This window comes from Haloarcula taiwanensis, from assembly GCA_002844335.1.
GTDB classification, from domain to species: Archaea; Halobacteriota; Halobacteria; order Halobacteriales; family Haloarculaceae; genus Haloarcula; species Haloarcula taiwanensis.
Genome location: CP019155.1, coordinates 74,930 through 88,394 on the forward strand (window position 1 = coordinate 74,930; position 13,465 = coordinate 88,394).

A 13,465-nucleotide genomic window follows, 5' to 3' on the forward strand; every position below is an offset into this window, starting at 1 on the left:
CCTGAGCAACTGAATTCACCGCAGTCAATTCGCATCCTCGCTGGGTTTTTTCAATCGCTGCTATGAGGAAATAACTCGCTCTACAGCGGCTACAACGAGTTGTATAGGTCTTCGATCGAGCGTCGGAAGTAGTCCCGACAGGTGTCCGGAGCTAGATCAGCTGACTCTGTTGAAACCCCTGCTCACTGGGAGTCTGCAGTGGCTGTGCTGAATACAGGGCACGAGTCGGGCACAGTCAGTGATACTGACGTATTTGTCCACCGATGGAAATGACCGCTTCACCGTGTCACAGGCCTGTTTATATGATTTTCAGAAGTATCGGTATCATGGCATTCCTTGAACACACCACCCTCGGCGTTCACGTCCTCTTTGGCTTCGTCGCACTCACGGCCGGTGCTGGCGCGCTCCTCACGAAAAAAGGTGCTCCTGGCAGCGACGGCTCGGCCGCACGTACGTGTACGCGATGGCAGTCGTCTCGGTCACGGTACTCGGACTGCTCGTGGTCGGCCAAACGATGCTCCGGGTGTTCCTTGGCTTCGTCGCCGTGTTCAGCTTCTACGTCGCGTTCTCCGGCTATCGTGTCCTCTCCCGGAAACGAACTATCGACACCCATAGCATCGTCGACTGGGTGGCCACCGGACTCTTCGGTGTGTCTGGCGTCGCCTTGCCGCCATGGGTACGTGGTTCCTCAGCGACGGGAACCAGTTCGGAATCATCATGCTCGTCTTCTGTGGTATCGCGCTCACCGCGACTGTGAGCGATATCCGCCAGTTTCGCGCCACTGACCTCGAACCCCGCACGTGGTTTTTCGAGCACATCCAGCGCATGGGTGGAGCGTATATCGCGACTATCACCGCGTTCATTTCGACAAATGTGAGAGACGTCTCGGTTGGTCTCCTGCCGGTAATATGGTTGACTCTCGTCGCCGTCGGTACCACTGCCGTCTGGTACGTCTCCCGGCAGTACAGGGCCAAGTTCGACCGTGGCACCGACCATCAGCCAGCGGTGGTACAGGAATGAAGTGAAACCCCGCTTATCAGCACTATTTACGACGTGAATCGTGGGATTATGATCTCGAATTATCGCCGGGAGAATTGAGTAAGCTCATCTTTAACACCCATCCGAACAAAATGACAAATTGAATGAGCCCTGCATCTACATCGAACAGGTCCCCCGAATCTTCCGATCCTGTGTCGGGCTATCGCGACACGCTCAGGTCGGCCTATCACGATTATATCGGCGAACCGGCGAAAGAGCGAGACATCTATGTCGGGTTTGGCCTCTTCTTCGCTGGGGTCACGCTTGCCGTTGTCGGATTCTGCCTCTTTTTGTACAGTAACGTGCTTGAATCCGGGAGTACACTTTACTGGCAGATCCGAGAGGTCGCACTCGTCGTCGGGTTCATCGGGCTTCCCTCCGTGCTATTGAGCGTCGTCGTGCTCCTCCCGGTGGGTTTCAAGACCCGGTTTGTTAGTGCCGCTGGCGCGGTCTTCTGTCTCGCTGCAACTGTAATTCTGGTTGATGTCTTCCCGTACGGATGGACAACCAGTGAGGGTATCAATGGGAGCGTCTGGACGATTAGCGTCTACGCTACTGGCCTAGTTACGCTTGCAGCTTCGACAGGAGCGGCACTGGTCGCGCATTATCTTGAGCAGGCGACAGCCCCAAGCGAATCGACCGAATCGCTTGAGTCAGCCGAGAGTGAATCAGAGTCGGTCAGCAAAGCCGATGTCGACAACGACATACAGCAGGCTCTGGAGGGGGCGGAGCTATCGTGGGGTGGCGTCGAACAACAGCCAAAGACGAAGCGGCTGAATCTGGATATGCCGGACACAGACTCGGACCTCGACCGGACGGCCATCGAGAACTCCGAGGCGACCACGACACGGGCCGACAGCAACGACGTTGACGACGCAGTAGACGGACTCAGGCAACTGCAGGGAGGCCAATCAAAGACGGACCGAGGTACTGGAACCGAAGAGCAGGTCAACGCGCTTACCGAGTTCCGGAATGAACAGAGTGAAGGCGATGATGTGGAAACTGGTGTCGAGGAGCAGAAGGGACTTATGAGACGTCTTCGGTCATTATTATTCGATTAATCCGTCTGACTGAGCCACATGACATCTACGGCGTCAGTCTGGGAGCGTAGGTTTTACCGTGTTAGTAGACTCCTACGCACCGTCGCTGTAGTGTTGGTACGTAAGTTGTAATTGGTTCTATATTATAGGCTAGTTTTTTCAACTTGGTGGGAGGAATACAACTGTATGCCCCAAGGTCTCGATGTTGGTACGATGAACCTCCTGTCTGCACGTCAAGACGGTAACGAGACAGTGTTCGTGCAGCAGCGGAACTCCTTTGTTGAAATTGACTACAGCGACATGGCCGAACAAATGCTGTCGCGAAGTGACGTTCTCCACATCCGCAAAGATGATCGGGTCTATATCGTTGGTGATGACGCCCTGAATTTCGCGAACATCTTCAGTGAGGAGACACGGCGACCGATGCAGGCTGGGATTCTCTCAAGCGACGAGCAATCAGCCATTCCGATGATTAAGCTCATTACTGAACAGGTAGTCGGACAACCGGAGTATCCGAACGAGCGGCTGTTTTTCTCGGTTCCTGCGGACCCTATCGACGCCGATGTCTCGACGCTGTATCATCAAAAGACCATTGAGTCATTGCTTACTGATATGGGATACAGCCCGGAGCCGATCAATGAGGGGATGGCTGTTATCTACTCCGAGCTAGCAAATCGTGAGTTCACCGGCCTCGGTATCAGCTTCGGCGCAGGGATGACCAACGTCTGTCTGTCGTACTATGCAGTCCCCGTCATGAAGTTCTCTATCGCACGCGGTGGTGACTGGATTGACGAGCAAGCTGCACAGGCGACTGGCACGCCCGTCGATAAGGTTACCTCGGTAAAAGAGGAAGACTTCGCGCTAAACTTCGAGACGGATGTCGGTGGGATTGAGGGTGCGCTGAGCATTTATTACGATAATCTCCTCGACTACGTCATCGAGAACATCATCAGTGAGGTTGATGAAGAGGATGTCGAGGAGGGACTGGATGTCCCGGTTGTCGTAACTGGCGGGACATCGAGTCCTGACGGCTTTGAAGAGCTGTTCGCCGAACGGATCAACGACTCTGAGATTCCGTTCTCGATTAGCGATGTCCGTCAGGCTGAGAACCCACTGTATAGCGTTGCACAGGGAGCGCTCGTCGCAGCGCGGTCGGAAGAAGAGCGGGAAGGGCAAGCCGAGCAAGCCGAGCAGGCCGAAGAGCCGGACACCACCGCCGAGTAGCGGGTATTCACCGATCGCACTACTGCTCGCCTGCGTCAGTTGGGACCTGCTCCCCGCTCCAGGCGATACACCCGACAGTGGGCGTTACTCAGTTTCCTCCCCGTTTTCGACGGCATCAGTGTCTGTGTTTTGATTGTTCCCATCGCTCTCATCATATTTGGCTGTGGGTTCGCCACTCAGTTCGCGTTCACTCTCGTCAATAACGCGGTTCAATTCGTCAGCAGCGTCCTGTTGGAACGTGTTCGCATCAGATCCCAGAGAGATGCCGACTGAAACACCAGCCTGTTCAAGCGAGAGCTCTGGTTGGTCTGTGGGCTCGTCACGTTCCGGAATCGGGACGCTGGGTATTCTGTCAGTATTTTCCGGCTTGCCGAGGTTAGAGTCGGGATGTTGGTTGAACCGGGTAAATGCGAATTCCCAGGACTCTGGAGGGGTGGCCTCGGTGTGATGTGACGCAGAGATGCCTGCGAAGCCGCACGATTCACAGACGATAGCTGTTTGATCAGCGGTCGCAAGCGTATATGTGCTGAGGTCTGAATCGCAGCGGGGACACCACATACCAGAGTATGCGTGTCTCTGCTATACAATGGTTCCGTCAGTTTTCGCCGTCCAGGGAACGAGTTATGAGATGGGCGGCCAATGTTAGAGGCGATGCCGGAGATCGAGATTACGGACACACAACAGGCGGATTTAACATCGGTGCAGGAGGATCTCGAAGACGCGTTCATCAAGACGTACGGTCATATTCGTACGCAGGATGTTGTTGCCTACCTCCTCGATACGTACACACCGCCGGACCGGCTCGAAGACGAGCAAGGCCTGAGTCGTCCCGACTACGAGCGAATCGCCGAAGCTGAGTATCCGGAACTCCAGCGCATCGCATCCGATGTGCCAGAGGTTCCCGGAAGTGGTATTGAAGCCGACGAGATGCGAGGGAAACTGCTCTCGGCGCTTGGGACGAGTGAACTCGCGACGCGCCTTGCAGACATCGAAGCCGACACGAGCGCGAGCAAAGGTACTGAAGAGGGGGAAACTGGTACAGATAGACCTGGAGAGACGTCGAGCGACGGGCACGGTGGAGCACACGGCGGTGCCCAGACTGGTCCAGCATCCGCTGCCGTCGAAACCGATGACGCAGCCGAACCAACCGAGGCAGCCAACAACAGTCCGGGAGATGCCCTTTCGGTCGCGAACCGTTTACTGACCGAACATGATGAAAAGTGGACTCGGTCGGACGAAAACGACGAACCATACGAAGTCACACTCCCCGATGGGTCGACAGTGAGCGCGCGGACAAAAGACGACGTGCGAAAACTGCTGTTCCAAAACTACTGATCGGACACGCACCGGGAAACGACCATCTCCCCAACGCGCTCTGATGGGGCCACGTCGACGGCTCACGACTCGCTGTCTACTGTGTCCTCGAGGTAGCCGACTCGACACTGCGGACAGACATCACCGGCAAAGAACGACGACTCACTCACAGGGAGTTCGAACGCACACCTTGGGCACGTATATGTGGGATCCGAGTCGGTTGTAGTATTCTCTCCGTCGTCCACTGTGGGCGTGCTCCGGTCCCGGTCGTTTCTACTATCTGGCCCTTCGGATGTTTCAGACGGTGAGTGTGGAGTATCTGTAGCAGCATCGATGATGACTGCATCGTCGCTGTTCAGCGGCGTGGTGCCGGCGTCGGCTGGCTCCTGTGGTTCTGAATCAGACAGGATCACAGCATCGTCAGTCCGTTCTGGTGGTGTCGGTGGAGTCTCCGTCGTAGACGCATCACTCACTTCCGTATCCGAGGGTTGGTCCCCGACCGTGTCCGGCGCAGTCGACGCTGATTCGGGCGACTCGGTCGGGTCCGGTTCCGCCGCCTGCGCCCTGTCTGTCGCTTCGGTCTCGTCTGCTGCGTTCTCTTGCCGTTCCACTGGCTGCCGAGTCTCGGCGCTGTATTCGGCCTTGTCCGGCAGGCCGTCATTTGCGTCAGATTCTTCGATAGTGGATATCAAACCGTGGTTCTCAGAGATATTGCGGATATAGCCACATCGCTGGCAAGACCGGTATTCACGAACGGTTAGAACAGTGCCGCGCTCGCCTTCATCGTACGACTCCTCTATCTTCGAGGCTCCGAAATCGTGTCCGAATAGTTCACAGCGCATCCCCATGCACGGCTATTTACTTTGCATAGCTAAGAAGGTATTCACAATCAGTGACAACTATGTCTCGTCATACCCGGGCGAGGCCGTCTGTGATTAATCTCCCCCATCGCAAAACACCATGGCTGATACTGAGAGGGACTTGCCCCGGTAGACTGCCCCGACTCCGATCTTGCTGCTGCCTGCTGGCAGTCACGCGGTGAGTGGTATGGCTCTGTCGAAAGTCGCTTCTGCCATGGTTTAGGGGCGTTGTGGATCGAAACCGAACAGCGGGTCAGTGTGTTGAAGTCCGTTCAGTCCGTGTCTCGGAATATGTCGACGATTGAGAAGTGGGATGCCACCGCTGTTCGTGCCCTCCACGAGGATCTCGTCTCGCTGCATGGCCCCGTCGAACGTGCGAGCAACCACGGTGCCGACGCCGACCCTGGCGAAGGGGTTCGACAGCTGGTGACGACGATTCTCTCACAGAACGTGGCCGACGAGAACACGCGCCGAGCCTCCGAGGCGCTGTTTGCGGCGTACGACGACTTCGCAGCCATTGAAGGGGCAGACCACGATACGCTGGCCGACACCATCCGCGTCGCAGGGCTCCCCGACCAGAAGGCGGCCCGTATTCAGCGGGCGCTTGGGGCCATCCGCGAGGAAACCGGCGGTGCCTACTCTCTTGCCTTCCTCGACGCCATGCCCACCGACGAGGCGAAAGGCTGGCTCACCGATATCAAGGGCGTCGGTCCAAAGACCGCCAGCGTCGTCCTGAACTTCCACTTCGGGAAGCCAACAATGGCTGTCGATACCCACGTCGAGCGGGTCTCCAAGCGGTTCGGGCTAGTGCCCGAGTCGGCGACTAACAAGCGCGCCCACGACGAGCTAGACGCCCTCATTCCTGACGAGCTGACCTACCCGCTGCACGTCCTGCTTATTACCCACGGCCGAGAGTTCTGCTCGGCGCGTACTCCCGACTGTGCGAACCCAGTCTGCGAGCGCTACTGCGGTTGTGAGGAGTGTTAGCGCCGGATTCCAGAGCCGGGACAAGTCAAAACAGCCGTCTTACTGCGAACTCAACAGGTCGCTTCGGCTTCCGTTTCGAACGACGATAGCCAGGGCGACGGTACCGACGACAGCAATGAGTGCTCGGCCGCCGAGTCCCAGCGACATCCCAGCGAGCGACGCGAGGGTGTTCGTCAACAGGAACAGCACGACAACGGGGAGCACCCAGCTAACGGTTAGAAGCCACGGCTTGGCTACCCATTCGAAACGGTCGGTTCCGGCGCGGAACTCGGCCAGCGCTTCCACGCGCAGCAGCCAGCCGACGATGACAGTGAACGCGAACAGCCCGACAGTCAAGAGGAGGTCGGCGAGCGTGCCGGAGACGAACTGGAACACCGAGCTTGTGAGCGACAGTCCGCTCCCGGTGGCGGCGAGCAGGACCGATACCAGCACCGTCGCCCGGCGTCGCGGGACGCCGAAGCTGTCGACGAGCGTTGCCACCGGCGTCTCAAGCAGGCTGATGCCGCTGGTCACCGCGGCCATCAGCACAGTCGCAAAGAACGCGGTTGCAACGAGTTCGCCGCCCGGAAGCGTCGCAAACGCCGTCGCGAGCGCCACGAACAGCGCACCGGGACCGCCCTGTCCGGGGTCGACGCCCTGTGAGAAAAGCAGCGGGATGACGACCAGTCCGGCGAGGACTCCGATGAACGTGTTTGAGACTGCGATAACGAGCGTATCCCGTGGAAGCGATGCGTTATCGTCGAGATACGAGGCGTAGGTCAGCATGACTCCAGCGCCGAGCGAGAGGGTGAACAGCGCCTGGCCCGCCGCCGGCCCGATGACGCTCAGGAAGTTCGCGGCGAGGTATTCAGCGTCGAAGCTGAGATAGAACGCGTAGCCGGCGGCCGTACCCGGCTGGGTGGCCGTCCACACTGCGAGGCCGAGGAGAATAATCACGACGCCGGGGAGCATCACCTTCGAGACGCGTTCGATACCGTGGCTCACGCCGAAAAAGACGATAGCAGCGACGATACCGAGGAACAGCAGGTGAAAGGCGACCGCGTCGAGCCCGAAGCTCATCGCCCCGAAGTACTGCTGGGGCTGCCCGAAGTAGGCTCCGACCGGCGAGACGAGCGTGTAGCGGAGGATCCACCCGCCGACGACAGAGTAGAACGAGAGGATAACGAGCGTTGTGAGGACGTTGAACGCGCCCAGCCATGACCCCCAGCGGGAGCCGGTGAGTGAGCGCAACGCCGCGGTTGGCGTCTGCCGCCCACAGCGTCCGAGGACGAACTCAGCGAGCAGTCCCGGAACGCCGATGCCGACGACGACGAGCAGATAGACGATGAGGAACGCGCTGCCGCCGTTCCCGGCGGTCAGCCACGGGAACCGCCAGATGTTCCCGAGGCCCGCTGCACCGCCGACAGCGGCAAGCACGAAACCGAGGTTCGAGATCCAAGAATCACGATCGGACATTCGTGTACACGTCTGTACGATGGGTACTCAAGTTCCTGTTGATTCGGTTGCTTGCGTGTAATCAGGAAGTAGTTAGAAACGCAATATGACAGCGCGTCCGAACCGCCATGGGTCGCTCCGTAGGCGACCGCCAGAAGGTCGGTGCCAGCGGTCCAGACCAGCGCCAACAGCCCGTCTCAGACCGCGAGGTACTCCGCAATCGCGTCCTCGTCGGCAATCGTCGACGGGCCGAGTTCGTCGACGACCGTCCCACGCTCCATCGCGTAACAGCGGTCGGCCATCTCACGGATGACGCCGAGGTTTTGCTCGACGAACAGAATCGTCGTCCCGAGGTCGGCGTTGATGGTCTGCATATCCTGGCTGATCTGATCGACAATAGAGGGCTGGATGCCCTCGCTGGGCTCGTCGAGCAGGAGCAGGTCGGGGTTCGAGACCAGTGCGCGGCCGATGGCGAGCATCTGCTGTTGCCCGCCCGAGAGCGTGCCGGCCTCCTGGCTGGCCCGCTCTTCGAGTACGGGGAAGTAGTCGTATATCTGGTCGTACAGCGTTTCATCGCTGTCAGACCGAATGGTCTCACCCATTTTGATGTTCTGTTCGACGGTTAGCTTTGGGAACACGTCCCGGCCCTGCGGGATATAGCCGATTCCGGCCCGGGCGCGCTCGTCGGCGCTCGCGTGGGTCACATCCACGCCGTCGTAGCGGATGGTCCCCTCGCTGGACTCCAGTAAACCCATCACCGTCTTCAGGAGCGTCGTCTTGCCGACGCCGTTTTTTCCCATCACGCCGACGATTTCCCCCTCCTCGACAGAGAGGTCCACGTCCCGCAGTATCGGCGTCGTGTCGTAGGCAGCGGAAACGTCGTCGAGTTCGAGCATCACGACTCACCACCCAGATAGATCCGCTGGACCTCCGGGTCGGATTCGATTTCCGCAATCGCTCCCTCGCGGAACACCTCGCCGTTGTGCAGGACGGTCACTTCCTCGGCGATGCTCGCGACGAAGTCGGTGTCGTGTTCGATGACGATGAAGGCAATCCCTTTCTCCTCGTTGAGCCGTCTGATCCGCTCGGCGATAGCTTCGCGCTCGCCCACGTCGAGGCCGGCGACCGGCTCGTCCAAGAGGAGGAGGTCGGGTTCGAGCGCGGCAGCCATCCCGATTTCGAGTTGCTGTTGCTGGCCGTGTGAGAGCTGGCCGGCTTCGACGTCCTCGTAGCCGGTGAGACCAGCAGCCCCGATGGCCTCGGCGACAAGCCGCCGTCGTTCCTCCCCGTCGGCGAACTGCTGGACGGGGAGTCTGACGTTCTCTCTAACGCTCAGGTCACCGTACACGGACGGGACCTGGAACTTCATACTGATGCCGCGTGACACCCGCTCGTGTGGTTCGAGGTCGGTGATATCGTGGCCGTTGTAGTAGATACTGCCGTCACTCGCCTCGTAGGTACCGGTAATCAGGTTCAGTAATGTTGATTTGCCAGCGCCGTTTGGACCGATGAGACACCGTAGCTCCCCTTCGGCGACCGAGAAGTCCACGTCGTCAGTAGCGGTGAACCCGCCGAACTGTTTGACGAGCCCGTCGGTCTGCAGCAGTGTCTCGGTTCTGTCGCCCGTTGCCAGTTCCGCAGCGGTCTGCCGGACGTTCGGTCCAAGCGGGTCGATGTCGGATTCGGTTTCAGTATCACTCATTAGTCACTCACCTCACTCGGCGCATCGGGTGTGTCGGCTCCACCGGCTTCGCCCGGTCCGAGTCGAGTTGCGACGATCTGCTCGTGGAGCCACGGAACGAGACCGCTCGGAAGAACCAGAATCGTCACTAGCAACAGAGTGCCAAGCAGGACCAGCGCCAGCTCACCCGCCATCGAGATGCGGAGGTATTCGATGGCAAGCGTTGCGACAACGGCCCCGAGCAAGCTCTTTCGGCCGCCGATACTCACCCAGATGACCGGCAGCGTCGCGAACAGCAGCGAGAACACGGTCGGGTCGATGTAGACGTTTCGTGCGGCGTACAGCACGCCGGACAGGCCCGCCAGTGCGCCGCCGAGCGTGAACACGACGAACTTGACGCGGGTCACGTTGTAGCCGAACATTTCGGTTCGGTCCTCGTCCTCGCGGACGGCGACCATCACGCGACCGTAGTCAGAATTGACGAGGGCTCGCAATGCGAGGTACGTCCCGACCAACAACACTAGGACGAGGTAGTAGAACGGACTGATCTCAAACGCTCCGATGCCGATTACCCGCATCGGGAACGGGTTGTAAATGAACTGGTACGACAGCCCACCGACACCGAGAGTCAACAGCGGGATGTCCGGCATCCCGTTGAACCCGCCGAGCGCCGCCTCGCCGATGGCCCACTCGGAGCCGGCGGTCTGGGCCATGAACGTGTGGAGCACGATGGTCGAGACGAGCGTGATGATAGTCACGTAGACGTCACGCACCCCGCCGTAGAACATGAAGTAGCCCAGTATCGCTGCGCTGAGGCCACCGCCGACGATACCGGCGACGACGGCGGCCGTAATCCCACCCGGGGTCGCAAAGTTGATCGAGACGACGCCGAACGTGTAGGCTCCGATGCCGAAGAAGACGACCTGCCCGAAGCTCAGCACGCCAGAGTAGCCCCAGACGACTGACAGGGAAAGCCCCAAAAGAGCCAGCACCATGAACAGCGACAGCTGGGAGCTGTCACCGAAGGCTGGGTAGACGGCGAGCGCCGCTACAGCGGCGGCGAAGCCACCCCAGAACCCGCGGGATTCCCCGATGGTGTTTGGCCCCTCGAACCGACTGCGGAGCCGACCCGGAAGCGACCTGTTCGCCTCGCCGTTTGCACTGTTTCTCGCCATCTAGTCGCTCTCCTGTCTCCGTTTCCGCAGTTGGTCGATGAAGCCGGTGATGCCGTTAGGGAGGAACCGTAGGGCGATCAGCGCAGCAACGAGCAGCGCGATACGGCCGATGAACGTCCCGTAGAGATTCGAGAACGTGGCCAGAATCGCCCCGAGGACACCCCCCGACAGCGCGGTCCCGAGGACGACGCTCGGCCCCCCGACGACGACGGCGACGAACGCCTCAACCAGAAACTGGTCGCCCAGCGTCGGCTGCATCGAGATGACCGGCGCGAACAGCGCGCCGGTCAGTCCCGCCAGCGAGGAGCCGATTCCGAACGTCAGCATGTACATCCGGTCGGTGTTGACGCCCATGGCCTGTGCCGTTTGCTTGTCCTGTATCGTCGCCCGGGCACGCATCCCGAAGTCCGTCCGAGTGAACAGGTAGTAGGTGACCAAGAGCAGCCCGATGCTGACGCCGGCCAGGACGATTCGGTACGACGAGTACGAGAACTCCCCGTACGATATCGCACCGAACGGCGTGGCAATCTGGTCGATGGAGTTCCCGAAGCGTATCCGAGCGCCTTGTGTCAGTATCAGGCTAAGCCCGAAGGTGGCGACCATGGAATCGGCCAGTCGGTCGTACAGCGGCTCGATGATGTCACGGCCGAGCGTCCGCTGGCTGACATAGTTGGGCCACGCTCCGGAGATTATCACCCGCTCAGTCAGAATCCCGAAGAGGCCGGTGACCAGACCGCCGACAAGCATCGCCACGACGAGCGGGAGTCCGAGTTGCGTCACGGCCAGCGTCGCAGTGTAGGCCCCGATAAGAATGAACTCCCCGTGTGCCAGGTTGATGACGCCCATGATGCCGAAGATGATGGCCAACCCCGCCGCGGCGAGTACGATGAACGCGAAGCTATCGAGGAACTGTAACGCGAGGTTGATCCCGTTTACCATCCCTACTCGGCCTCCTCGTAGTAGTCGACCGGGGTGTACTGGGTCTGCTCCGGGTTCTCGGGGAGGTTACAGCCGGCCGTCTCCGAGAGGAACGTCTCGGGAATCTGGCGGTTCTCGACGGCCTCGATGTTGTGCTCCTCGTCGGCGCGCATAATCCACATGTGGTGGTCGACGTGGTGGGTCGCGCCGTCGAGCCTGATAGTCTCGCCCTCGGGCGCTTCGGGGGCCTCCTCGGTGCCGAGTTCGATGCCCGATTCCAGGGCGTCGATGACTTCCGGCTGTTCGGTGGTCCCGGCCTGCTCGACGGCCTTCTTGTACATGTACGTCGAGAAGTAGTTGGTCTCGGCCTCTTCGTTGAGGTAGGGTGCGTCGGGGTACATCTCGAAGTACCGGTCGACGAAGCCGCCGTCACCAGTATTGCTCTCGGTCGGCACCTCCTCCATGTAGTTGACGCCGGCGTAGATGTTTGCCATCGCGGGCGGGTCGAGCCGACGGTGCTCGTACCCCTGTGCCATCGCCGTTGACGTGCCGATAGGAATGTCGAGGCCGGCCGAGGCCTTCTGTTCGTAGAACGACGTGTGGTTCGCCCCGACAAGCATCGACATGACGAAATCCGGGTCCGCCTCCTGAATCCGGTTGATGGTCGACCCGAAGGAGGACTCGCTCAGCGGGATGAACTCCTCGCCGAGGACGTTCGCGTCGTTTTCGTTCGCCAGCACCTTTACCCAGTCCGCAGAGAGCTGGCCGAAGTTGTAGTCGGCCGCGATGGTGTAGATGTCCGGGCCGAACTCCTCGACCAGGTACGGGAGGACGATGCCGAGTTGCTGGCGGGCGGTCGGGCCGACCGCGAAGGTGAACTCGTCGCAGACGCCGCCCTCGTACTGGGTGGTGTAGAAGTACAGCTGTTCGTTGCGGTCGATAATCGGGCGGATGGCCTCCCGAGTCGCCGAAGAGTAGCCGGCCCACAGCGCGTCGACGTTCTCCTCGTTTATCGCCGTGCGAGTCAGTTCCTGGTAGCGCTGGTTGTCCGACTGAGGGTCGCGCTGGAACGTCTCTATCTGCTTGCCGTCGATGCCGCCGTTGGCGTTGATTTCCTCGATGGCGAGCATCGACGCCTTGGCCTTCGGGTCGCCGACGAGGGCGAAGTTCCCGGACTGGTCCTCCAGCACGCCGATTTTGAGCGTATCAGTACTGCTTGCGGTGTCCGTAGAAGTCCCACCTTCACCGGCGGAACAGCCGGCGAGGCCGGTGACGAGTGCGGCCCCGCTCGCGCCGAGGAACTGGCGGCGACTGAGAGGGGACCGGCTCATGCTTTCACATCCGAGACTAGGTTTTTGTTAGGATTGTTACTTCCATTATCTTTGGTCATCTCTCGTTCTTTACTCAGGATATCCGAACGTTCGTCCATGATATCGTTCACAGTGTTGCCGTCTGGGAGGTAGCAAATAAGGTTTACCACTCTTATCTTATATTGTCCACCACACACTCTTGATAGTATAAGGTCGTCAAAGGATATGACGAATAGTCGCCGTACCCATCAATATTAGAGTTTAAGTTTGGATTGTTTCATAATTTCATCTCCCAATTATTCGATGCGGAAAAAGTAGAAGTCAAAGCGTTATTTTTTCACAGCGAATTATCTCGCCGCTGTCAGGCAGTTTTGCGCTCTCAGTCCGCAGATCACCCGTCATATCCTCGCCCGCGTCACTGGAGCCATCGCTGTCGGTACAGACGACAGACTGGACGTGAGTCGTGTTGACTCCCGGAAGTAGG

At 59.5% G+C, this 13,465-nt stretch carries 12 protein-coding genes and 1 pseudogene; 5 read left to right on the forward strand and 8 right to left on the reverse strand.

Annotated elements, in window-relative coordinates; translation table 11 throughout:
• Positions 1 to 326: 326 nt before the first annotated feature.
• From BVU17_15495 to BVU17_15505, 3 genes and pseudogenes are all read left to right on the forward strand, one after another.
• Positions 327 to 1,020 (forward strand): annotated as a pseudogene (locus BVU17_15495) (hypothetical protein).
• Positions 1,021 to 1,190: 170 nt separating this feature from the next.
• On the forward strand, positions 1,191 to 2,099 hold the full coding sequence (locus BVU17_15500; protein AUG48998.1) for a permease: 909 nt from the start codon (positions 1,191 to 1,193) through the stop codon (positions 2,097 to 2,099).
• A gap of 165 nt (positions 2,100 to 2,264) precedes the next feature.
• Complete coding sequence (locus tag BVU17_15505) at positions 2,265 to 3,302, forward strand: hypothetical protein (GenBank protein ID AUG48999.1); 1,038 nt, start codon at positions 2,265 to 2,267, stop codon at positions 3,300 to 3,302.
• Between the two features lie 84 nt (positions 3,303 to 3,386).
• Here BVU17_15505 and BVU17_15510 read toward each other — a convergent pair whose 3' ends face one another.
• On the reverse strand, positions 3,387 to 3,860 hold the full coding sequence (locus tag BVU17_15510; protein AUG49000.1) for a hypothetical protein: 474 nt from the start codon (positions 3,858 to 3,860) through the stop codon (positions 3,387 to 3,389).
• 81 nt (positions 3,861 to 3,941) lie between these two features.
• On the opposite strand from BVU17_15510, the gene BVU17_15515 reads away from it, so the two are divergent.
• Positions 3,942 to 4,637, forward strand: a complete 696-nt coding sequence (locus tag BVU17_15515; protein AUG49001.1) for a hypothetical protein — start codon at positions 3,942 to 3,944, stop codon at positions 4,635 to 4,637.
• Positions 4,638 to 4,699: 62 nt separating this feature from the next.
• On the opposite strand, the gene BVU17_15520 is transcribed toward BVU17_15515, so the two are convergent.
• Positions 4,700 to 5,464, reverse strand: a complete 765-nt coding sequence (locus BVU17_15520) for a hypothetical protein (protein ID AUG49002.1) — start codon at positions 5,462 to 5,464, stop codon at positions 4,700 to 4,702.
• 303 nt (positions 5,465 to 5,767) lie between these two features.
• Here BVU17_15520 and BVU17_15525 point away from each other — a divergent pair, with 303 nt between their 5' ends.
• Complete coding sequence (locus BVU17_15525) at positions 5,768 to 6,463, forward strand: DNA lyase (protein AUG49003.1); 696 nt, start codon at positions 5,768 to 5,770, stop codon at positions 6,461 to 6,463.
• A 39-nt stretch (positions 6,464 to 6,502) separates the two neighbouring features.
• Here BVU17_15525 and BVU17_15530 read toward each other — a convergent pair whose 3' ends face one another.
• From BVU17_15530 to BVU17_15555, 6 genes are all read right to left on the reverse strand, one after another.
• Positions 6,503 to 7,918, reverse strand: a complete 1,416-nt coding sequence (locus tag BVU17_15530; GenBank protein AUG49004.1) for a daunorubicin ABC transporter ATP-binding protein — start codon at positions 7,916 to 7,918, stop codon at positions 6,503 to 6,505.
• A 176-nt stretch (positions 7,919 to 8,094) separates the two neighbouring features.
• Entirely contained in the window at positions 8,095 to 8,793 is a 699-nt protein-coding gene (locus tag BVU17_15535; GenBank protein ID AUG49005.1) for an ABC transporter ATP-binding protein, read from the reverse strand.
• Complete coding sequence (locus BVU17_15540) at positions 8,793 to 9,599, reverse strand: ABC transporter ATP-binding protein (GenBank protein AUG49006.1); 807 nt, start codon at positions 9,597 to 9,599, stop codon at positions 8,793 to 8,795. Before BVU17_15540 ends, BVU17_15535 begins: the two co-directional genes overlap by 1 nt.
• Positions 9,599 to 10,753, reverse strand: a complete 1,155-nt coding sequence (locus BVU17_15545) for an urea ABC transporter, permease protein UrtC (protein AUG49007.1) — start codon at positions 10,751 to 10,753, stop codon at positions 9,599 to 9,601. The genes BVU17_15540 and BVU17_15545 overlap by 1 nt, the downstream gene beginning before the upstream one ends.
• A complete protein-coding gene (locus tag BVU17_15550) occupies positions 10,754 to 11,692 on the reverse strand; it encodes an urea ABC transporter, permease protein UrtB (protein ID AUG49008.1) in 939 nt (312 codons plus the stop codon). It lies immediately after the preceding gene.
• Positions 11,693 to 11,694: 2 nt separating this feature from the next.
• Positions 11,695 to 13,002, reverse strand: coding sequence for an urea ABC transporter substrate-binding protein (locus BVU17_15555; GenBank protein ID AUG49009.1), 1,308 nt, complete (start codon positions 13,000 to 13,002; stop codon positions 11,695 to 11,697).
• Positions 13,003 to 13,465 lie beyond the last annotated feature (463 nt).